21 protein-coding genes are annotated in these 17,886 nt (G+C 60.6%); 8 read left to right on the forward strand and 13 right to left on the reverse strand.

Translation table 11 applies throughout. The annotated features are described in order from the left end of the window. Positions 1 to 94 precede the first annotated feature (94 nt). The 4 genes from ASC96_RS28945 to ASC96_RS28960 all read right to left on the reverse strand — a co-directional run bounded on the left by ASC96_RS28945 (position 95) and on the right by ASC96_RS28960 (position 2,016). The gene (locus tag ASC96_RS28945; RefSeq protein ID WP_060506501.1) at positions 95 to 511 is read right to left on the reverse strand and encodes a GFA family protein; all 417 of its coding nucleotides are present in this window, start codon (positions 509 to 511) and stop codon (positions 95 to 97) included. A gap of 204 nt (positions 512 to 715) precedes the next feature. Next, positions 716 to 1,198, reverse strand: a complete 483-nt coding sequence (locus ASC96_RS28950; protein ID WP_060506502.1) for an SRPBCC domain-containing protein — start codon at positions 1,196 to 1,198, stop codon at positions 716 to 718. Next, positions 1,195 to 1,524 (reverse strand): metalloregulator ArsR/SmtB family transcription factor, encoded by a 330-nt coding sequence (locus ASC96_RS28955; RefSeq protein WP_060506503.1) that lies wholly within the window; start codon positions 1,522 to 1,524, stop codon positions 1,195 to 1,197. Before ASC96_RS28955 ends, ASC96_RS28950 begins: the two co-directional genes overlap by 4 nt. Before the next feature lie 63 nt (positions 1,525 to 1,587). Then, the gene (locus ASC96_RS28960) at positions 1,588 to 2,016 is read right to left on the reverse strand and encodes a rhodanese-like domain-containing protein (RefSeq protein ID WP_060506504.1); all 429 of its coding nucleotides are present in this window, start codon (positions 2,014 to 2,016) and stop codon (positions 1,588 to 1,590) included. An 88-nt stretch (positions 2,017 to 2,104) separates the two neighbouring features. Here ASC96_RS28960 and ftrA point away from each other — a divergent pair, with 88 nt between their 5' ends. Then, positions 2,105 to 3,091: a transcriptional regulator FtrA gene (gene ftrA, locus ASC96_RS28965; RefSeq protein ID WP_060506603.1), complete on the forward strand. Its 987-nt coding sequence runs from the start codon at positions 2,105 to 2,107 to the stop codon at positions 3,089 to 3,091. Positions 3,092 to 3,176: 85 nt separating this feature from the next. On the opposite strand, the gene rpmE is transcribed toward ftrA, so the two are convergent. Further along, positions 3,177 to 3,398, reverse strand: coding sequence for a 50S ribosomal protein L31 (gene rpmE / locus ASC96_RS28970; protein WP_037099961.1), 222 nt, complete (start codon positions 3,396 to 3,398; stop codon positions 3,177 to 3,179). Between the two features lie 217 nt (positions 3,399 to 3,615). Between rpmE and ASC96_RS28975 the strand changes: the two genes are divergently transcribed. Both ASC96_RS28975 and ASC96_RS28980 read left to right on the forward strand, forming a co-directional pair. Beyond that, a complete protein-coding gene (locus ASC96_RS28975) occupies positions 3,616 to 5,421 on the forward strand; it encodes an ABC transporter transmembrane domain-containing protein (protein ID WP_082512306.1) in 1,806 nt (601 codons plus the stop codon). 118 nt (positions 5,422 to 5,539) lie between these two features. Further along, a complete protein-coding gene (locus ASC96_RS28980) occupies positions 5,540 to 6,529 on the forward strand; it encodes a tripartite tricarboxylate transporter substrate binding protein (RefSeq protein WP_060506505.1) in 990 nt (329 codons plus the stop codon). Positions 6,530 to 6,576: 47 nt separating this feature from the next. On the opposite strand, the gene ASC96_RS28985 is transcribed toward ASC96_RS28980, so the two are convergent. The 7 genes from ASC96_RS28985 to ASC96_RS29015 form a co-directional block, all read right to left on the reverse strand. Beyond that, positions 6,577 to 8,220, reverse strand: coding sequence for an FAD-binding dehydrogenase (locus tag ASC96_RS28985; RefSeq protein ID WP_060506506.1), 1,644 nt, complete (start codon positions 8,218 to 8,220; stop codon positions 6,577 to 6,579). 128 nt (positions 8,221 to 8,348) lie between these two features. Next, a complete protein-coding gene (locus ASC96_RS28990; protein ID WP_060506507.1) occupies positions 8,349 to 9,380 on the reverse strand; it encodes a peptidoglycan -binding protein in 1,032 nt (343 codons plus the stop codon). Then, positions 9,380 to 10,483, reverse strand: a complete 1,104-nt coding sequence (locus ASC96_RS28995) for a MotA/TolQ/ExbB proton channel family protein (protein ID WP_060506508.1) — start codon at positions 10,481 to 10,483, stop codon at positions 9,380 to 9,382. Before ASC96_RS28995 ends, ASC96_RS28990 begins: the two co-directional genes overlap by 1 nt. Before the next feature lie 263 nt (positions 10,484 to 10,746). Continuing rightward, entirely contained in the window at positions 10,747 to 11,547 is an 801-nt protein-coding gene (locus ASC96_RS29000) for an inositol monophosphatase family protein (RefSeq protein WP_060506509.1), read from the reverse strand. A gap of 70 nt (positions 11,548 to 11,617) precedes the next feature. Further along, positions 11,618 to 12,181: an elongation factor P gene (gene efp, locus ASC96_RS29005; protein ID WP_037099974.1), complete on the reverse strand. Its 564-nt coding sequence runs from the start codon at positions 12,179 to 12,181 to the stop codon at positions 11,618 to 11,620. A gap of 105 nt (positions 12,182 to 12,286) precedes the next feature. After that, positions 12,287 to 13,489, reverse strand: a complete 1,203-nt coding sequence (locus ASC96_RS29010; protein WP_082512307.1) for a tetratricopeptide repeat protein — start codon at positions 13,487 to 13,489, stop codon at positions 12,287 to 12,289. 9 nt (positions 13,490 to 13,498) lie between these two features. After that, complete coding sequence (locus ASC96_RS29015) at positions 13,499 to 14,152, reverse strand: thiamine phosphate synthase (protein ID WP_060506510.1); 654 nt, start codon at positions 14,150 to 14,152, stop codon at positions 13,499 to 13,501. Positions 14,153 to 14,255: 103 nt separating this feature from the next. Here ASC96_RS29015 and ASC96_RS29020 point away from each other — a divergent pair, with 103 nt between their 5' ends. Further along, on the forward strand, positions 14,256 to 15,035 hold the full coding sequence (locus ASC96_RS29020) for a sulfite exporter TauE/SafE family protein (RefSeq protein WP_060506511.1): 780 nt from the start codon (positions 14,256 to 14,258) through the stop codon (positions 15,033 to 15,035). Between the two features lie 142 nt (positions 15,036 to 15,177). After that, a complete protein-coding gene (locus ASC96_RS29025; RefSeq protein ID WP_060506512.1) occupies positions 15,178 to 15,438 on the forward strand; it encodes a metalloregulator ArsR/SmtB family transcription factor in 261 nt (86 codons plus the stop codon). Between the two features lie 188 nt (positions 15,439 to 15,626). On the opposite strand, the gene ASC96_RS32320 is transcribed toward ASC96_RS29025, so the two are convergent. After that, positions 15,627 to 15,800 carry a DUF465 domain-containing protein gene (locus ASC96_RS32320; protein ID WP_037099985.1) on the reverse strand — a complete coding sequence of 58 codons (174 nt, stop codon included), beginning with the start codon at positions 15,798 to 15,800 and terminating at the stop codon, positions 15,627 to 15,629. A 178-nt stretch (positions 15,801 to 15,978) separates the two neighbouring features. On the opposite strand from ASC96_RS32320, the gene ASC96_RS29030 reads away from it, so the two are divergent. The 3 genes from ASC96_RS29030 (at position 15,979) to ASC96_RS29040 (ending at position 17,808) form a co-directional block, all read left to right on the forward strand. Continuing rightward, positions 15,979 to 16,182 (forward strand): YdcH family protein, encoded by a 204-nt coding sequence (locus ASC96_RS29030; RefSeq protein ID WP_037099988.1) that lies wholly within the window; start codon positions 15,979 to 15,981, stop codon positions 16,180 to 16,182. 115 nt (positions 16,183 to 16,297) lie between these two features. Further along, on the forward strand, positions 16,298 to 16,762 hold the full coding sequence (purE, locus tag ASC96_RS29035) for a 5-(carboxyamino)imidazole ribonucleotide mutase (RefSeq protein WP_060506513.1): 465 nt from the start codon (positions 16,298 to 16,300) through the stop codon (positions 16,760 to 16,762). Continuing rightward, positions 16,759 to 17,808 (forward strand): 5-(carboxyamino)imidazole ribonucleotide synthase, encoded by a 1,050-nt coding sequence (locus ASC96_RS29040; protein WP_060506514.1) that lies wholly within the window; start codon positions 16,759 to 16,761, stop codon positions 17,806 to 17,808. The genes purE and ASC96_RS29040 overlap by 4 nt, the downstream gene beginning before the upstream one ends. The last annotated feature ends 78 nt before the right edge of the window (positions 17,809 to 17,886 follow it).

Here is a 17,886-nt window from a genome sequence, read left to right on the forward strand (position 1 = left end):
CGTCAGCACAGTGACGCCGGTGGGAACTCTAGCGGCGGTTGCGCCGTGAGGGAAGCGCCATTGACGCTTCCAGTGCAAAGCGGACGCGTTATCCCTATGCAGGCGGCATCCTGTCGAATTTCGGCAGGTTCGGATCGAGATGGTCCCAGCCGTAGCCACGCACATGGTAAGTCACGGCTTGCGGCTTGAACCGGCCGGGATCGTCCAGGCTTGCCGCATGCACCGTGAAGAAATCCGGCATGGCTGCGAAGGTCAGATAGACCGGCGACCCGCAAGCCGGGCAAAAGGCGTGCCGCTTGATCCCGCCGCTATCACCAGTGACCTCCCACTCTCTCGCCTCCCCTTCAAGCCTGACGTCCTTGCGGTCAGCAAATGTCAGGTAAGAGCCATGCCCCGTGCCACTTCGATGCTGGCAATCCCGGCACTGGCACTCGTTCATGAAAATCGGTTCTGCGGAGATTTCATAACGGATCGCGCCGCAGGCACATCCACCCTTGAAAGCCTTGCTCATCTCTCTTCTCCTCAAGATGCTGTTGAAAGCGAATATTGTTTGCGCACGGGTTCGCCGGCGCTGCTTGCGGGCAGCGCCCCAAGCGTCGTTCGGCAAGCGGTGTTATGATTTCAGCAGCGACGCAAAAAGAGCCCCGCCTCCCGCGACGAGCCGCCACTCACAGTCGTCGGACAGCTTCGGCAGTCAGATCTGCTGTAGGCATCGTCAATGCAGGGACGTCGTCCCATCCTGTTCGGCCACCACCGCATCCAGGTTGCGCACGACTTTTTTCCAACCATTGCTCATGTTCTGATAGGCCGTGTCATTCCTCGGCAGCACGAAGCCCGAATGGACAAGCCGGATACGTGTGCCACCTTCGACTTTGGTCAGCATCCAAGTCACAACGGTATCAAGCGGCGAGCCATAACCGGCATTACCCGCGTGCCCGCCCTTCCAGGCATAGGCCAGACGCTGGCTGGGGATCACCTGCAACACCTGGCAACGAATGATCCCGTCCCACTCCCCCGCCGGTGTCGTCTTGAACGTAAAATACGTACCCTCGACCGCCTCGAACCCGGTTGGGGCCATCATCCACCGGGCAATCAGGTCGCCCGTTGTCAGGGCTTTCCAGATCGTCTCGGGCGCATGCGGAAACACCTCCTCAAGCACGATATCCTGCGTTTCAGCCTTCAATACAGCGTCATTCATGGATCGATCTCCTTAAGCAGGGTTCTGAGATTGGCAAAGCGGTCACGCCAGAACGCACCATAGTGGCCCATCCAGTCGGCCAGGGGCTCAAGGCCTTCCGGCCTGGCGCGGTAGTAGACATTGCGGCCTTCCGGCCGCTCGACGACCAGGCCCGCCAGCTTCAATGACTTGAGATGCTGCGAGATCGCACCTTGAGTCACGCCGCTGCCGCGCGTCAGCTCCACCACGGTTATCTCGTCAGCACCTGCGACGCGCTCAAAAACAGCGCGCCGCGTCGGGTCGGCCAGTGTTCGCAGGACAGTGGTGATATCAGTGGCTTCGATCATGGAAAATCAAATAGCAAACACTAATTGATTAGTCAATACTATTGTTTTTTTGACCGGCTGCGATCACGCTGCTGGCTTGCGAAGGATGCCCGGTTCAGAGCCTGACGCAAAGGGTAATCCTTCATCGTCCCATCCGGTGATGCCACCGATCATAATCTTCACCGGCCGCCCGAGGCGCGCAAGCTTGAGCGCAGCCTGATCCGCGCCGTTGCAATGCGGGCCGGCACAATAGGCAACGAACAGCGTATCCTCCGGCCACTCCGCCATGCGTTCATGCGATATTTCCCGGTGCGGCAGATGCAGCGCGCCTGGAACATGCCGGCGCGCGTAGGCATCAGTCGAGCCGACGGCGTGAAGAAGGACAAAGTCCTGCTCGCCGGACATCAAGGCCGATGCCACATCGGCACAATCGGTCTCCACCGAAAGCCGCTTCAGAAAATGATCAATGGCGGCACTAGAGGATGCAGCGGGATAGTCGGTTACGAAACTCATTTTGATCTCCGTTGTCATGATGGAGAAATTCCTAGATCATATCCGCCCGGAGTTGCAGATGGCATTATCGCCATATATCATCAAGATCATGCCAAATACATCTCCAGCCTCGCCCAACCGCAATCCCCTCGTCGTTGCAATCGCCTATGATGGCCTGTGCACGTTCGAATTCGGCGTTGCGGTAGAGGTTTTCGGCCTTTCAAGACCCGAGATGGGGCCTGACTGGTATCGCTTTGCCGTTGCCGGGATCGACGATGGCGAAATGCGCGCAACAGGGGGCGTGCGGTTTGTCGTCGATGGCGGGCTGGAGCTTCTGTCACAGGCCGGCACGATCATCGTGCCGGGTTGGCGCGGAGTCGAGACGCCAGTGCCTTCCAGCCTCTGTGGCGCACTGAGGAATGCGCACGATCGCGGTGCCCGCATACTGTCGATCTGCTCCGGCGTCTTCGTCCTTGCCGCTGCCGGGCTTCTGTCCGGCAAACACGCAACGACACACTGGCGCTACACGGATATCCTGAAGCAGCGATATCCTGACATTCTGGTCACGCCCGATGTACTTTACGTCGATGAAGGAAGTGTTTTGACATCGGCGGGCAGCGCCGCGGGTCTGGATCTCTGCCTGCACCTCATCCGCCGTGACTTCGGCACGGCGGCCGCCAACATGGTCGCGCGGCGGCTGGTCGTTCCTCCCCACCGCGATGGCGGACAGGCGCAGTTCATTGCACAAGCGGTTCCCAAGCCACACGAGAGCAGCCGGCTCGGGCCGCTGCTCGACCACATGCGCGCCCATCTGGGTGGCGACCATTCCGTCGAGGTCCTGGCTGCGCGAGCCGGCATGAGCACGCGCACCTTTTTGCGGCGCTTTGAAGCCGCCACAGGCCTGACGCCGGCGCGGTGGCTTCTCGCCGAGCGCCTGTCACGCGCCCGTGACCTGCTGGAGACTTCGCAAGCATCTATCGAAACGGTGGCAGAGATCGCCGGCTTCGGAACGACCGCGACATTGCGCCATCACTTCCGCAAGCATCTGTCCACCACGCCTGCCGCCTACAAGGAGGCATTCGGCAAGGCATTTTGAAAAGTGCGAAAGATCGCACGATCCGCAACGCAAAAAAGCCCGGACGAACCGGGCCTTCTCGAAACTGTCTTCCAGCAGGAAAGGCTTAGAGGCCGAGGCCTTCGAAGCGCTTCTTGAACTTGGAAACGCGGCCGCCGCGGTCCAGCATCTGCTGATTGCCGCCGGTCCATGCCGGATGCGACTTCGGGTCGATTTCGAGGTTCATGGTCTGGCCTTCCGAACCCCAGGTCGAGCGGGTTTCGTAGGACGTGCCGTCCGTCATGACGACTTTGATCATGTGGTAAGCGGGATGGATATCAGCCTTCATAACAATCTTCCTGCAAGTTCCAGGGTCCAATTGTCGCAAGCCATTTGCGGGCCATTGCGGCATGGGGACCGAACACGTAAATGAAGCCGCAGACCACTGAAGGGACCACGGCTTCCCAATTTGATGCCGTGCCTATACATGATGGTCATTAGGATAACAAGTACCGCCGGAGAAGACTCGTACGAGTTTTGCAGCTTCTTCCGGTATTGGAGGTCATGTGTCGAATGAGGTCGTTCAACCGGCGGGACGAAAGTCAGTCCGCCCGCTGGTCAAGCTGCTGCCGTATATCCAGCGCTATCGCAATCTCGTCATAGGAGCCGGTATTTCACTGGTCGCCGCTGCCGTGACGACCTTGACGCTGCCGATGGCCGTGCGCCGGATGATCGACCACGGGTTCTCCAATTCCGATTCCGGCTTCATCAACACCTACTTCTCGATGCTGATGATCCTGGCGATCATCCTGGCCTTGGCGAGTGCCTGCCGTTATTATTTCGTCATCACACTCGGCGAGCGCATCGTGTCCGATCTGCGCCGCGATGTGTTCGATCATATCACCCGGCTTTCCCCCTCCTTCTTCGACGTCAACCAGTCCGGCGAAATCGTTTCGCGGCTGACCGCCGACACGACGCAGATCAAGTCTGCCGTCGGTGCGACTGCGTCCGTTGCGCTGCGCAATATCATCCTGTGTCTCGGGGCCATCGGCATGATGGTCTATACCAGCCCGAAACTGTCGAGCCTGGTGATTGCCGCGATCCCCGTCATCGTCTTTCCGCTGGTCGGATTCGGTCGCTCCGTCCGGCGCCGCTCGCGCGAAGCGCAGGATACGCTGGCCGCGGCATCGGCTTATGCCGGTGAAGCGATTTCCGCCGCCCGCACCGTCCAGGCCTTCAATGGCGAGGCTGCAGCTCAGGCTCGGTACGGCAGCGCCGTCGAAGGCGCCTATGAGGCCGCGCGCTCCGCCATCAGGGCCCGCTCCATCCTCACCGCCTTTGCCATCACCATGATCTTCGGCAGCGTCGTTGCCGTCCTATGGTTCGGCGCGCAGGACGTCTTGTCCGGCACGCTTTCGGCCGGCACGCTCGGCCAGTTCCTGCTCTACTCGGTCTTTGCTGCCGGTAGCCTCGGCGCACTTTCGGAAGTCTGGGGTGAACTTTCCCAGGCGGCGGGCGCCGCCGAGCGCCTGAGCGAACTGCTGGCTGAGCAGCCTGAGATTATCGCGCCAGCCGATCCGCTTGTCATGCCGGAACCGGCACAGGGTGCCGTAAGCTTTGACGACGTGCATTTCGCTTACCCCTCACGCCCGGGCTACAAGAGCGTCAAGGGCCTGAGCTTTGCGGTCAAGCCGGGCGAGACGGTTGCGATCGTCGGCCCGTCGGGTGCAGGTAAAAGTACCGTTTTCTCCCTGCTTCTGAGGTTCTATGATCCGGTGAAAGGCGCGATCAGCGTCGATGGCGCCGATATCCGTGCCGTCGATCCGGAGGCGCTGCGCCATCGCATCGCCATCGTGCCGCAGGACGTGACGATCTTTGCCGCCTCGATCCACGATAACATCGCCTTCGGCATGCCATCGGCATCGCGCGATCTGGTGAAGGCGGCGGCCGTCGCCGCGCAGGCCGACGAATTCATCGCCCGGCTCGATCAGGGCTACGACACGCAGGTTGGCGAACGTGGCATTACGCTCTCGGGCGGCCAGCGGCAGCGCATTGCCATTGCCCGCGCCATCCTCAAGAACGCACCGGTACTTCTCCTCGACGAGGCAACCTCTGCACTCGATGCCGAGAGCGAAACCCTCGTCCAGAAAGCGCTGGACGGGCTGATGCGTGAACGCACCACGCTGGTCATCGCCCACCGGCTGGCGACGGTACTCAAGGCTGACCGCATCCTGGTCATGGATCAGGGCAAGATCGTCGAAGAAGGCACGCACGCTTCCCTCGTCCGCCAAGGCGGCCTTTATGCCAAGCTTGCCCGGCTGCAGTTCGACTATGATGCGCCGGAAGCCAGCAATGTCGTGACGCTCGGCTGACACGCTTAACGGTTAATCTCATCCCCAAGGTTGCCCTGCAGGTCTCCAGCGCTATTGTTGGAGGCAGAAACGGTTTGAGCCGTTTTGCGGACAGCAACGTCTTTGGGAGGAGATTTGAATGGCTTTGTCTTTGTTGAAGCGGCGGACGGCGCTTGGCCTTGCAATGGTGGCGGCATCGGCGCTTGCGCTTGGCACTGCGGCGCAAGCACAGGAATTCCCCGATCGTCCGGTAACCCTCGTGGTACCCTTTGCAGCCGGCGGCTCGACCGACGTGGTCGCTCGCATCATCGGTCAGAAAATGGCTGACGATCTTGGCCAGCAGGTCGTGGTTGAGAACGTCGCAGGCGCCGGCGGCAATCTCGGCGCCGACCGGGTGGCACGCGCCGAGGCCGATGGTTACACGATCCTGATGGGAACGGTCGCGACCCACGCGCTCAACCCGTTGATCCTGAAGACCAAGCCTTATGATCCGGAAAAGGATTTCGCCCCTGTCTCGCTGCTGGTGCTGGTCCCCAACGTGTTGGTGGTCAATCCGGAACTCCCCGCCAAGAATGTTGCGGAACTCGTCGCTCTGCTGAAGGCAGCCCCGGAGCAATATTCCTATGCCTCGTCCGGCAACGGCACGCCGCTGCATCTCTCCGGCGAATTGTTCAAGAAGATGGCCGATGTCAGCATGCAACATGTTCCCTACAAGGGATCAGGCCCGGCGTTGAATGACGTCATCGGCAATCAGGTGCCGATCATGTTCGATAATCTGCCGTCCTCCTCCGGCCATATCAAGTCCGGCACCCTGCGGGCGCTGGCCGTCACCACCAAGGAGCGCGCGCCGTCCTTCCCGGACGTGCCGACGATCGCCGAGACCATCCCCGGCTATGAGACCTATACGTGGAACGCTCTGTTTGCTCCGGCAGGGACGCCGAAGGAAGCCATCGACCGGCTGAATGCTGCGGCAAAGAAAGCTCTGGCCGACCCGACAGTGGCCGAGAAGATGAAAGAGTTCAGCGCCACGATCGTTGCCTCGACGCCGGAAGAACTCGCCACCCATGTAACGGCGGAACTGGCGAAATGGGGTCCGGTCGTCAAGGACGCCAACGTCCAGCTGGATTGATGCTGTTCCGCTCCCCGGTCAATCCGGGGAGCATTTCCCGCGTCCGCTTAGACGCCGACGCTGCGTCCGGCGATGCGGCCAGAAAACAGGCAGCCGCCAAGAAACGTGCCTTCCAGCGCATTATAGCCATGCATGCCGCCGCCGCCGAAACCGGCGACTTCACCGGCAGCATAGAACCCCGGAACCGGTTCACCCGACAGCTCCAGCACCCGGCCATTCAGGTCCGTCTGCAGGCCACCCAGCGTTTTCCGCGTCAGGATATTCAGCCGCACGGCGATCAGCGGCCCGGCCTTGGGATCGAGCAGCCGGTGCGGTTTGGCAGTCCGCATCAGCCTGTCGCCGAGATAGTTGCGCGCACCCCGGATGGCGGTAATCTGCGCGTCCTTGGAGAAGGTGTTATCAATCTCCCGGTCGCGCGCTTCAATCTGGCCGCGCAGATGGTCCAGCGACAGCCGCCCCTCGCCGCTCAGGGCATTCATCGCCTCGACCAGATCCTCCAGCCTGTCGCGAACAATAAAATCCTCGCCCTTGTCCATGAAAGCCTGCACGGGGTTCGGCGGATTCTTGCCGAGCCTTTTCAGGAGCAGCGGAATATCCTTGTTGGTCAGATCCGGGTTTTGCTCGGAACCGGATAGCGCGAACTCCTTCTTGATGATCGCCTTGGTCAGGATAAACCAGCTATAGTCGGCCCCGGTCCTGCGGATGGCTTTCAGTGTGCCGAGCGTATCGAAGCCCGGCATGGCGGGCGCTGCAAACCGGTTGCCATCGGCATCGCACCAGAACGAGGATGGCCCGGGCAGGATGCGAATGCCGTGGTTCGACCAGACCGGATCAAAGTTTTTCAAGCCCTCGGTGTAGTGCCACATGCGGTCCTTGTTGATCACCGATCCGCGCGCATGCTCGGCAATTTCGATCATCCGCCCATCGACATAATCCGGCACGCCGCTGACCATGAAGCTCGGCGGCGGACCCAACCGATCGACCGGCCATTGGCGGCGAACCATATCGTGATTGCCGCCGATGCCGCCGGACGAGACGACGACGGCGCCAGCCTCGAACCAGAACTCGTCAACCACCTCGCGCGAACTGCGCTGGCCGCGCGGCACGCCGTCATTTCTCAACACTGAACCGCGCGCACCGGTGACAGTGCCATTGCTCATGATCAATTCATCGACCTGATGACGGAAGCGAAAGCGAATGCGGCCCCGCGCCTCCAATGCCCGTGCCCGGGCGATGAACGGCGCCAGAACGCCCGGACCAGTCCCCCAGGTCACATGGAAGCGCGGCACCGAATTTCCGTGACCATTGGCCAATCCTCCGCCGCGCTCGGCCCAGCCGACCACCGGGAACCAGCGCATGCCCTGACTGTGCAGCCAGGACCGTTTTTCGTTCGCTGCAAAATCGAGATAGGCCTCCGCCCAGCGGCGCGGCCAATAGTCTTCGGGGCGGTCGAACTGCGCCGATCCCATCCAGTCCTGCCGCGCCAGATCGAGCGCGTCGTGGATGCGCATGCGGCGCTGCTCCGGGCTGTCGATAAACAGAAGGCCCCCGAGCGACCAGAACGCCTGCCCGCCGAGATTCTGTTCGCCTTCCTGATCAAGAACGATGACGCGCAGCCCGCGATCGGCAGCCTCCACGGCGGTCACCAGACCGGCAAGCCCCGCCCCGATCACCAGCACATCGCAATCCATCGGTATCCTCCTGCAACTTCACCCTTACCGGACATTACGCACACGTAAACGTCAGGGCAACGGGAACACGACCGGAAAATCCATGGCAAAGAATGATGGACCGCCGCGCCAAACCGCGGCGGCATCCGCTACTTCTCGGTGAGCTTCAACTCGATACGGCGGTTCTGTGACCGAGCTTCGGGCGTGTCGCCCTCGGCAATCGGCTGAAACTCGCCAAAGCCCGCAGCAACCAGCCGATCGGCCGGAACACCCTTGGAAATCAGGAATTTGACGACCGATGTCGCGCGCGCCGAGGAAAGCTCCCAGTTGTCGGCATAGCGCCCGGAGCCGGACAGCGGCACATTGTCGGTATGGCCATCGACGCGAAGCACCCAGTTGATCTCGGAGGGAATTTCCTTGGCGAGATCAAGCAGCGCTGAGGCAAGCTTGGCCATCTCCTCCTGTCCAGCCGGGTTCAACTCATTGCCGCCGGACGGAAACAGAACCTCCGACTGGAAGACGAAACGGTCGCCGACAATACGGATATTTTCGCGGTCGGAGAGGATTTCGCGCAGACGGCCGAAGAAATCGGAACGATAACGGTTGAGTTCCTGCACGCGCTGCGCCAGCGCCACGTTCAGGCGGCGGCCGAGATCGGCGATCTTTGTCTGCGAGGCATTGTCCTTGGCTTCTGAGGCCTGCAGCGCGCCTTCGATGGCAGCGATCTGACTGCGCAACGCGGCGATCTGCTGGTTCAGCAGGTCGATCTGGTTCATCGCCCTTGTGCTCACCTGCTTTTCAGCATCGAGCTTGCCCGTCAGGTCGCCAATCTGCTGGTTTGCGCTGTCGGAACTGCCTGCCCCCTGTTGCAGCAGCGCCTGCAGCCGCGAGCGCTCGCCCTCGGACGTCGCCAGCGAAGCCTGCAGATTGGCCAGTGAATCCTCAAGATCCTGCTTGCCGCCCTTTTCCAGCGCCAGAAGCTGGGTTAGTTCGTTGATCTGGCTGTTCAACCGGTTGAGCACATCATCCTTGCCGCTGATTTCGCGGCTGAGCAGAAACTGCCCGAGCACGAAGACGCAGAGCAGGAACATGATGGACAAGAGCAGCGTCGACAAAGCATCGACAAAACCAGGCCAGTAATCGACAGTCCTCTGGCTGCGGCCCTTACGCGCCAATGCCATCAGTCATTACCTCCGCCGTCTTCAACGCGGGCAAGCTTGGACGGTGCTCTGTCTGGATGCGCCGGGATCCTGTCTGCCTGGCCGATGCGGGCCGAGAGCTTGTCGAGCGTCTTGCGCATCGACTTGGCTTCCTCCTGCTGTGCCTCGATCCAGTCGCGCAGCATCTGCTGCTCGCCGCGCATATTCTTGACCAACCCTTGAATGCCCTCTGCAAGGCTGGCCATCGCAGCCGTCGTGCGCTGGTTCATGCCGCCATCCTGGTTCAGCCGGGCCAGTTGCTCGGTCAGTTGACGCAGTTCGTCCACCGGCGCAGCCGTCTGCCTGCCGGGCGCAACCATCTGATCGGAACTGACGTCCGTCACGGAGGACAGCCAGTTTTCAAGTTCGGTATAAAACCGGTTCTGCGCCCTACCCGCCTGCAGATCGAGAAAGCCAAGGATAAGAGAACCCGACAGACCGAAGAGCGATGTCGAAAATGCCGTACCCATGCCGGTCAAAGGTGCGGACAGGCCGGTCTTCAGTGCGGCCAGGACGTCTTCTGTACTTCCTGTTCCTGCATCCAGAGACTGGATGACGGTGTTGATCGAACCGATTGTGCCGAGCAGGCCCCAGAAGGTCCCGAGCAGGCCGAGGAAGACCAGAAGCCCGATCAGGTAGCGCGAGGTATCGCGCGATTCGTCCAGCCGGGTCGCAATCGAATCGAGGATGGAGCGCAGCGCGGTTGTCGAGATCGACATCGAATGGCGCTGGCCGATCAATGCCCGCATCGGCGCCAGAAGCACCGGATCGCGGCCCACCTTCTCGGCGCTGCCGGCTGCGCGGAACGAATTGAACCAGCGAACTTCCGGCCGCAGGCTGAAAACGTGATTGAAAACCAGCAGGATACCGATCAGGAGAACGCCGAAAATCAGACCATTCAAGCCGGGATTGCTGAGAAAAGCCGCCTGTGCCTGGCGAAACAGGATAGCCCCAAGGAAGCCCACAATGATCAGGAAGATCACCATGGTCCAGAAGAAGACCATCGGGCTCGACAGCTTGTTGGGATTATACCCCTCGTTCAAATCTCCGCCGGCATCCCATCCCGACAGTTCCAATTTCGCCATGGGGCTCTACTCTCCGGTTTGCCAGTGCTGCGGCCTTGCCATTATCCAACAGGTAGGGCGGCGCTGGGCGGAGACTACTGCATAATTCCTCAAATCGGAATCGATTTAAGGAAAAATTAGGCTGCAAATTTAAAGCACTACAGTGGCCTTCGCGCGTCACGAATGACGCGCGTTGCCGTGGCCGGACTTTTCGCCAAGCCGAAAGGGAACAACGGGCAACATCAACGGGACGAAAACAGCCGCCCGCTCAGGTTATTGCTGGCTTACTTGCCCGGAATGGGGCGGTGCAGCACATCGTGCAGCGCCTTGCGGATATATTCGTTGCCCGCAACGATCGAGCCATCATCCATCGGCTTGTTGCCGCCGTCGATATCGGCGACCCAGCCGCCGGCTTCACGAATCAACAGGATGCCCGCGGCCAGATCCCACGGCATCAGGCCGCGTTCCCAGAAACCATCGAACCGGCCAGCCGCGACGTAAGCGAGGTCAAGCGCAGCGGCTCCCATGCGGCGCACGCCGGCAACTTCGCCCATGACATGGCGCAGCTCGACCAGATAGGTGCCGTGATTGGCCACGCCCAGATGCGGGGTGCCGGTGCCGATGACGGCATCCGAGAGGTTCTTGCGGGCGGAAACGCGCAGACGGCGGTCGTTGAGGAAGGCTCCGCCGCCACGTTCAGCCGTGTAAAGTTCGTCGGTCGCCGGATTGAGGACGACAGCCGCGACAACTTCCCCCTGGCGCTCCAATGCCACCGAAATGGCGAAATGCGGAATGCCGTGCAGGAAATTGGTCGTTCCATCCAGCGGATCGACGATCCAGCGATGCGCGCCATCGGTGCCGGCGATTTCTTCGCTTTCCTCGCCGAGGAAACCATAGGTCGGGCGAGCCTTCAAAAGCTCTTCGCGGAGCAGCTTTTCCGCCTTGCGGTCGGCCTGCGAAACGTAATCGCCTGGGCCTTTCAGCGAGACCTGCAGGTTCTGCACTTCGCCGAAATCGCGCGCCAGGGACTTGCCGGCCTTGAACGCGGCCTGAACCATGACATTGAGAAGAGCTGAGCGTGCCATTTTGGCTTTCCTTCGAAACAGAAAACCGGCCGCAGGAACGGCCGGAAAAATTCAGATATGCCGCTGCGGATCAGTCCGCGCGGCGGAGATAGGTAATTTCATTGGTATCGACCAGAATGCGCTCTCCGGTCTCGACGAACGGCGGAACCATGACGCGAACGCCATTTTCCATGATCGCCGGCTTGTAGGAGGACGCCGCCGTCTGTCCCTTCACCACCGGATCCGCTTCCGCGATCGTCAGGACCACCTGGTCCGGCAGCGAGATACCGATCGGCTTCTCGTCGTAAAGCTTCACCGTCACCATCATGCCGTCCTGCAGGAAGGTGGCGCGATCGCCGACAAAATCCTTCTGCAATTCCAGCTGTTCATAGCTCTCATTGTCCATGAACACCAGCGCATCACCCTGCTCATAGAGGAACTGGAAGTCTTTCAGTTCAAGAGTGACCAGTTCAACGGTTTCCGACGAGCGAAAACGCTCGTTGAGCTTGGTGCCATCGATCAGGTTCTTCAGTTCCACCTGATTGAAAGCGCCACCCTTGCCGGGCTTGACGGTGTTGCACTTCACGGCAGCCCAGAGGCCACCATTGTGCTCGACCACGCTGCCGGGGCGAATTTCATTACCATTGATTTTCATGGGGAGCATTCCCTAAAGAACTGAAAGCCGCCCCTACGGCCAGCCAATCCGGCGCTTCAAGACCACAAAACCCCCGAAAGTTCAAGTCTTGGCGCAAAAACAGGATCAGGACGACCGGTATTTGTTGGCAGCGCTCAGCGCCGCCTTCTGCTGCTCGTCCGTGAGCCCCAGGTAGAAATCCTCAAGAGCAGCGTCTTTCAACCCTGCCCGGCGCGACAAGACATACCATTTCGCAGCCTCGACCGGGTTGGGCCGCGTGCCGATCGCATTGATATAGAGATGCGACAGCTTGTTCTGCGCCACGACGTTGCCGCCTCCGGCGGCGCGCGACATCCACTTGAAGCCTTCCTCGAGGTTGCGGTCGCCGCCGATGCCATCGACCATCCAGATGGCAAGATCGAGCTGGGCGGTATCGAACCCGGCCTTCGCGGCCCTGAGCAACCAGTCGCGTGCCGTCGCCCGCTTGTTGTCATCGATGCCATCGACATTGAGATAGATCTGCGACAGCGCATATTGCGCATCGGCAATGCCCTGTTCGGCCGACTTCTCATAATACGGTAACGCGGCCTTCAGGCCCTTTTCGCCGGGCATGTCGGCGACAAGCAACTGGCCATAGTTGAACTGTGCCGAAGAATTGCCGAGATCGGCCGCCTTCTTCATCAGCTCTTCCGACCTCTTCTTGTCGCGCGTCACATCGCGGCCTTCCATCAACAGCAGCGCGTATTTGAACATCGCCGCCGGATCGCCGGAGTTAGCCGCCTGGCCATACCAGAACGCCGCGTCCTTTTTGTTGCGGGCAACGCCGAGCCCTTGCGAGAAAATTTCCGCGACCAACGTCTGCGCCGCCGCATCGCCAAGCTGGGCGCGCGGCAGAGCCATTTCCATCGCCGTCAGGTAATAGCCGCGCTGGAAGGCGCCATAGGCATCGTCGGCCTTGCCCTCGAACGGCTTTTCCTGCGGCAGGGCCGGCAGTTCGGCGCCCATCCGCTCCAGCACGTTGACACCGGAAGAAGGCTCAAGCTTTTGCGCATCGTCCTTTTTCGCCGCATCATCGGCCTTTTTGGCTTCCTCGGGAGATTGCAAGGCGGGGATTTCGCCCTCCGGCAACGCAGCCCCATTGAACGGCGTGATGCGGCCGCGCTTGGCAACCACACCCTCGTCATTTTCGTCTTGCGCGACAACAGGCGCAGCATCGTTGACACCCGGCAGCGCGTCGTCGGCACGAAGGCCGGACGGCGCAGCCAGAAGGGCAACTCCCAGCAAAAAGAGAGGAATTCGGCGCAGCGATGGAGAACGACGGATCAACATGCAAATGTCTTAAGCTTCAAACCGTGGCGCTTTTTCGTCAAGAAGCGCATTGACGCTTGCAACGATGGCCCGGGCCTGTTCGGGCGCCGCAAACACGGCCAGCCGCAAGGCGACGAATTCGGCGCCGCTTTCGGCAACGGCCAGCACCGATTCCGGATCCGTGCCGCCCATGACGATGCAGGGAATTTCGATCATCGAGGCCCACCATTCGGCCAGCGCCACATTCTTCGGATGCGCTTCCGGCTTGATATCGCCATCGATCTTGCCGAAGAACACATAGTCTGGGCGAATTTCACCCATTTCCAGTGCATGGTGCCGATCGGCGGCATTGCCGCCGCCGACGATCAGCTTGGGTGTGAATTTTTCCACTGTCTCCGCCAGTTCCGCGGCATTGCCTGTCACATGCAGGCCGTCAGCCTTGGCACGGCCAGCAACGCGTGTATCGCCCGCAATCAACGCTGCCGCGCCCGCTTTCTGGATGACAGGAACCAGCACTTCGGCGTGCTTCTGGAACGTATGATCGTCCAGGCCGTATTGTGGCACGATCACGGAGCCGACATCGCCACCGCGCAGCGCATCGCCCAAAATGTGCGCCCGGCTGTCGATATCGGCGATATCCGGCACGATGAGGACGAGGCGGCAGCGATTATCTGTATTGCTCATAATATCTCTATTCCCGGTGAAATACGCACCCGCGCGTCACCCCTACTCGATTTCAATCTGCAAAAGCGATAGACCCTAGCGGCAAAAGGATCAACCGATACCCATGCTTCCTGATTTCCAATTCTATGCCATTGCCATTCCCGCAGTGCTGCTCGTCGGCTTCAGCAAGGGCGGCATGGGAGAAGCACTTTCGCTGATGGGCGTGCCGCTTCTATCGCTGGCCGTCTCGCCGGTACAGGCGGCGGCACTTCTTTTGCCGATCCTGATTGCCATGGACCTGGTAGCGCTCTGGACATGGCGAAAGCATGGCGACATGACGACGCTCAAGATCCTCCTGCCGGGCGCCCTCGTCGGCATCGTCATCGGCTGGGCCACAGCCGCGTATGTTCCGCGCGATGCGCTCAGGCTGATCATCGGGGTGATTACCGTTCTTTTCGTCTTGCGCTACGTCTACAATCTCTGGCGCGCGCGACGCGGCATCATCACGCCCGCCAAGCCGCAAAGACCGGTTCAGGCTACGTTTTTTGGCGGCCTCGCCGGTTACGGCAGCTTCGTCGCCCATGCAGGCGGCCCACCGTTCCAGATCTACACCCTGCCGCTGAAACTGCCGCCGCGCGTGTATACCGGCACGATCGTCCGGTTCTTTGCCATCCTCAACGCCGTCAAGCTCATTCCCTATTTCGCGCTCGGGCAGCTCGATCTCAGCAATCTGACCACGTCGCTGACGCTGTTTCCGCTGGCCATGCTGGCCACCATGGCGGGCGCCTGGGTTGTCCGGCGGATGCAGCCGCAGGTATTTTATCCGTTCATGTACACGATGGCATTTCTGGCCGGCTCCAAGCTCGTCTACGACGGAATTATCGCGCTTGTTGCAGGGTCCTGAACGCCCGGCGGCACCGGCCCCGGCATGTCGGAGGCAACTGCCCGGGTTCGGCACGCGGCGATTGCATACCGCAAGGCAAAATTTCTCTACCGCACCGCACAATTTACTTGCCGGGCGTCCTGATTTCTCCTAGCTTTTGCTTATGTCACAGGCTGATCCCTTCGATGCGATCTCGGACCCCAACCGGCGGTATCTGCTGGAGGAATTGCGGCGCGCGCCGCGGACCGTGAACGAATTGGCCGAAGGATTGCCGATCAGCCGCCCCGCCGTATCGCAGCATCTGAAGGCACTTTTGGATTCAAATCTGGTTTCCGTATCGGCCAGCGGTACGAAGCGGATTTATGCGATCAACAAGCCGGGCTTTGACCGGGTCAATCTCTGGCTGGATCAGTTCTGGTCGTGAGAGGTTTCGGCCGCCAAAGGCCAGTCATCGGGAAACTCAATACTTGCGGGCTTTTGGGGAACGTCATGTCCGCATCAACAAGTCCACGTATCAACAGCGCTTGAAGCCGGTCCTCAAAGTTGGCTTTCCGGGGTTCAACATATGCGCTGGAACAAGAGTCTCCCGATGAATGAGATTGCTAAATATAATCAGTGAGTTGAAGAACGAATCTTCTCAATTTCGTCCTTCAAGCGCAGCTTCCGACGCTTGATGTCAGCAATGTGCTGATCCTGGACAGACGGCTGTGTCAGGGCCGAATGGAGCTCCTGCTCCAAAACACCATGTTTTTTCTCAAGCGTTGCAAGATGAGCCTCAATGGTCATGTGGCAGTCCCTTCCTTTTGCTTGCACCCGATCGGTAGATGCCGGGTGTTCCACGTATTAACCGAGATAGTGTGCCATGCTATTTTTCATTTGTCGAAGGCGAAATCGTGGCGAAGGATAACTTCCCGTTACCAACAATTCTGTGCTAGAGCGACGCTCGATTTATGGGGAACATTGCATGCCAGATCAGGATCAGGCCGAACTCAGACTGAGCGTAGCGCGGCTGAGGCAGGAACATGAGGATTATGATGTTGCTATCAACGCCATGATCCAGACGGGCTGTGATGCCCTGCGCATCCAGCGGATGAAGAAGAAGAAACTGGTCATCAAGGACAAGATCACCAAGATCGAAGACCTGATCATTCCTGATATCATCGCGTAAAGCCGTGCGTGTCCGGCCAGGATACGCTGCAAACGCTCCGGCCAGACCTTCGGCCCTGTAACAAAGCGGAACGAACAACGTGACGAAAGCTGCAACTCCGCCCGTCGCCATTATCATGGGCAGCCAGTCCGACTGGGAAACCATGAAGAATGCCGCCGACACGCTTGACGCCCTCGACATCGCCTATGATGCCCGCATCGTTTCGGCACATCGCACGGTCGACAGGCTGATCAACTTCGCCAGAGGCGCGCGCGACGAAGGCTTCAAGGTCATCATCGCCGGCGCCGGCGGTGCTGCCCACCTGCCCGGCATGACCGCAGCAATGACGCCCCTTCCCGTCTTCGGCGTTCCCGTCCAGTCCAAGGCGCTTTCCGGCCAGGACAGCCTGCTCTCCATCGTCCAGATGCCGGCCGGCATTCCCGTCGGCACACTGGCGATCGGCCGCGCCGGCGCCGTCAATGCCGCCCTTCTTGCCGCCGCGGTTCTGGCGCTGAGCGACCCCGACCTTGCCGACCGGCTGGATGACTGGCGCGAACAACAGAGCGCTTCCGTCGCCGAATACCCTGTGGACCAGGCATGAAGACGGTCGGCATCATCGGCGGCGGCCAGCTCGGCCGCATGCTGGCCATGGCCGCGGCCCGGCTGAATTTCCGCACCATCATTCTGGAGCCCCAGATCGACTGTCCGGCCGCGCAGGTCGCCAATGGCCAGATTGTCGCGGCCTATGACGACCCGGCAGCACTGAAACAGCTGGCAGCTGAATGTAACGTCGTCACCTACGAATTCGAGAACGTTCCCGTCGGCGCCGCCGAAATGCTGGCGCAGACGCTTCCGGTCTATCCGCCGCCGAAGGCTCTGGCCGTTTCCCAGGACCGTGTCAGCGAAAAACAGTTCCTCAATGGTTGCGGCATCGAGACCGCCCGATTCCACGCCATCGACAGCCAGGAACAGCTCGAGCAGGCGCTCGCCGATTTCTCCGGCCAGGGCGTCCTCAAAACCCGCCGTCTCGGTTATGACGGCAAGGGCCAGCGTGTCTTTAAGGGCGCCAGCGACGACGCCACGGGCGCTTACGCCGCACTGGGCGACGTTCCAATGATTCTGGAGAGCTTCGTTGCGTTCCAGCGGGAAATCTCGATCATCGCCGCCCGCGGCACCGATGGCACCATCGCCTGCTACGACCCGGCCGAAAACATCCACCGCAACGGCATTCTGCATACATCGACCGTTCCTGCCTCGATCAACGAGACAACGGCAGAGGCTGCCCGCCTTGCAGCCGCGGCTATCCTCACCGCCCTCGGTTATGTCGGCGTCATCGGCGTCGAGTTCTTCGTGCTGGCGGATGGCAGCCTGATCGTCAACGAGATTGCCCCACGCGTTCACAATTCCGGCCATTGGACGGAGGCTGCCTGCGTGGTTTCGCAGTTCGAGCAACATATCCGTGCAGTCACCGGGCTGGCCCTGTCGGACGGCGCCCGCCACTCCGATTGCGTGATGCAGAATCTGATCGGTGACGATATCAACGACCTGCCGGCCTGGCTTGCCAAGCCCAACACACTCGTCCACCTCTATGGCAAGACAGAGGCGCGGCCGGGGCGCAAGATGGGGCACGTCACCTGGCTTGCCTGAGGGTTTAACCCACAGAAAAGCCGCCAACCGCTGCGAAAACAGGCTCTCTGCGGTTGACACTTTTACGATGCCGGGTTA

Origin of the sequence: Rhizobium sp. Root1204 (assembly GCF_001424965.1) — a bacterium.
Taxonomy (GTDB): Bacteria; Pseudomonadota; Alphaproteobacteria; order Rhizobiales; family Rhizobiaceae; genus Pararhizobium.

Excerpts from the sequence above, each read along its gene's own strand:
- ASC96_RS29020 (WP_060506511.1), top strand. The coding sequence starts at position 14,256 with ATGCTTCCTGATTTCCAATTCTATGCCATTGCCATTCCCGCAGTGCTG.
- ASC96_RS28955 (WP_060506503.1), bottom strand. The coding sequence starts at position 1,524 with ATGATCGAAGCCACTGATATCACCACTGTCCTGCGAACACTGGCCGAC.
- efp (WP_037099974.1), bottom strand. The coding sequence starts at position 12,181 with ATGAAAATCAATGGTAATGAAATTCGCCCCGGCAGCGTGGTCGAGCAC.
- ASC96_RS28985 (WP_060506506.1), bottom strand. The coding sequence starts at position 8,220 with ATGGATTGCGATGTGCTGGTGATCGGGGCGGGGCTTGCCGGTCTGGTG.
- ASC96_RS29015 (WP_060506510.1), bottom strand. The coding sequence starts at position 14,152 with ATGAGCAATACAGATAATCGCTGCCGCCTCGTCCTCATCGTGCCGGAT.
- ASC96_RS32320 (WP_037099985.1), bottom strand. The coding sequence starts at position 15,800 with ATGACCATTGAGGCTCATCTTGCAACGCTTGAGAAAAAACATGGTGTT.
- rpmE (WP_037099961.1), bottom strand. The coding sequence starts at position 3,398 with ATGAAGGCTGATATCCATCCCGCTTACCACATGATCAAAGTCGTCATG.
- ASC96_RS28945 (WP_060506501.1), bottom strand. The coding sequence starts at position 511 with ATGAGCAAGGCTTTCAAGGGTGGATGTGCCTGCGGCGCGATCCGTTAT.
- ASC96_RS29030 (WP_037099988.1), top strand. The coding sequence starts at position 15,979 with ATGCCAGATCAGGATCAGGCCGAACTCAGACTGAGCGTAGCGCGGCTG.
- ASC96_RS28980 (WP_060506505.1), top strand. The coding sequence starts at position 5,540 with ATGGCTTTGTCTTTGTTGAAGCGGCGGACGGCGCTTGGCCTTGCAATG.
- ASC96_RS28950 (WP_060506502.1), bottom strand. The coding sequence starts at position 1,198 with ATGAATGACGCTGTATTGAAGGCTGAAACGCAGGATATCGTGCTTGAG.
- ASC96_RS28995 (WP_060506508.1), bottom strand. The coding sequence starts at position 10,483 with ATGGCGAAATTGGAACTGTCGGGATGGGATGCCGGCGGAGATTTGAAC.
- ASC96_RS29025 (WP_060506512.1), top strand. The coding sequence starts at position 15,178 with ATGTCACAGGCTGATCCCTTCGATGCGATCTCGGACCCCAACCGGCGG.
- ASC96_RS29010 (WP_082512307.1), bottom strand. The coding sequence starts at position 13,489 with ATGTTGATCCGTCGTTCTCCATCGCTGCGCCGAATTCCTCTCTTTTTG.
- ASC96_RS29000 (WP_060506509.1), bottom strand. The coding sequence starts at position 11,547 with ATGGCACGCTCAGCTCTTCTCAATGTCATGGTTCAGGCCGCGTTCAAG.
- ASC96_RS28990 (WP_060506507.1), bottom strand. The coding sequence starts at position 9,380 with ATGGCATTGGCGCGTAAGGGCCGCAGCCAGAGGACTGTCGATTACTGG.
- ftrA (WP_060506603.1), top strand. The coding sequence starts at position 2,105 with ATGCCAAATACATCTCCAGCCTCGCCCAACCGCAATCCCCTCGTCGTT.
- purE (WP_060506513.1), top strand. The coding sequence starts at position 16,298 with ATGGGCAGCCAGTCCGACTGGGAAACCATGAAGAATGCCGCCGACACG.
- ASC96_RS29040 (WP_060506514.1), top strand. The coding sequence starts at position 16,759 with ATGAAGACGGTCGGCATCATCGGCGGCGGCCAGCTCGGCCGCATGCTG.
- ASC96_RS28960 (WP_060506504.1), bottom strand. The coding sequence starts at position 2,016 with ATGAGTTTCGTAACCGACTATCCCGCTGCATCCTCTAGTGCCGCCATT.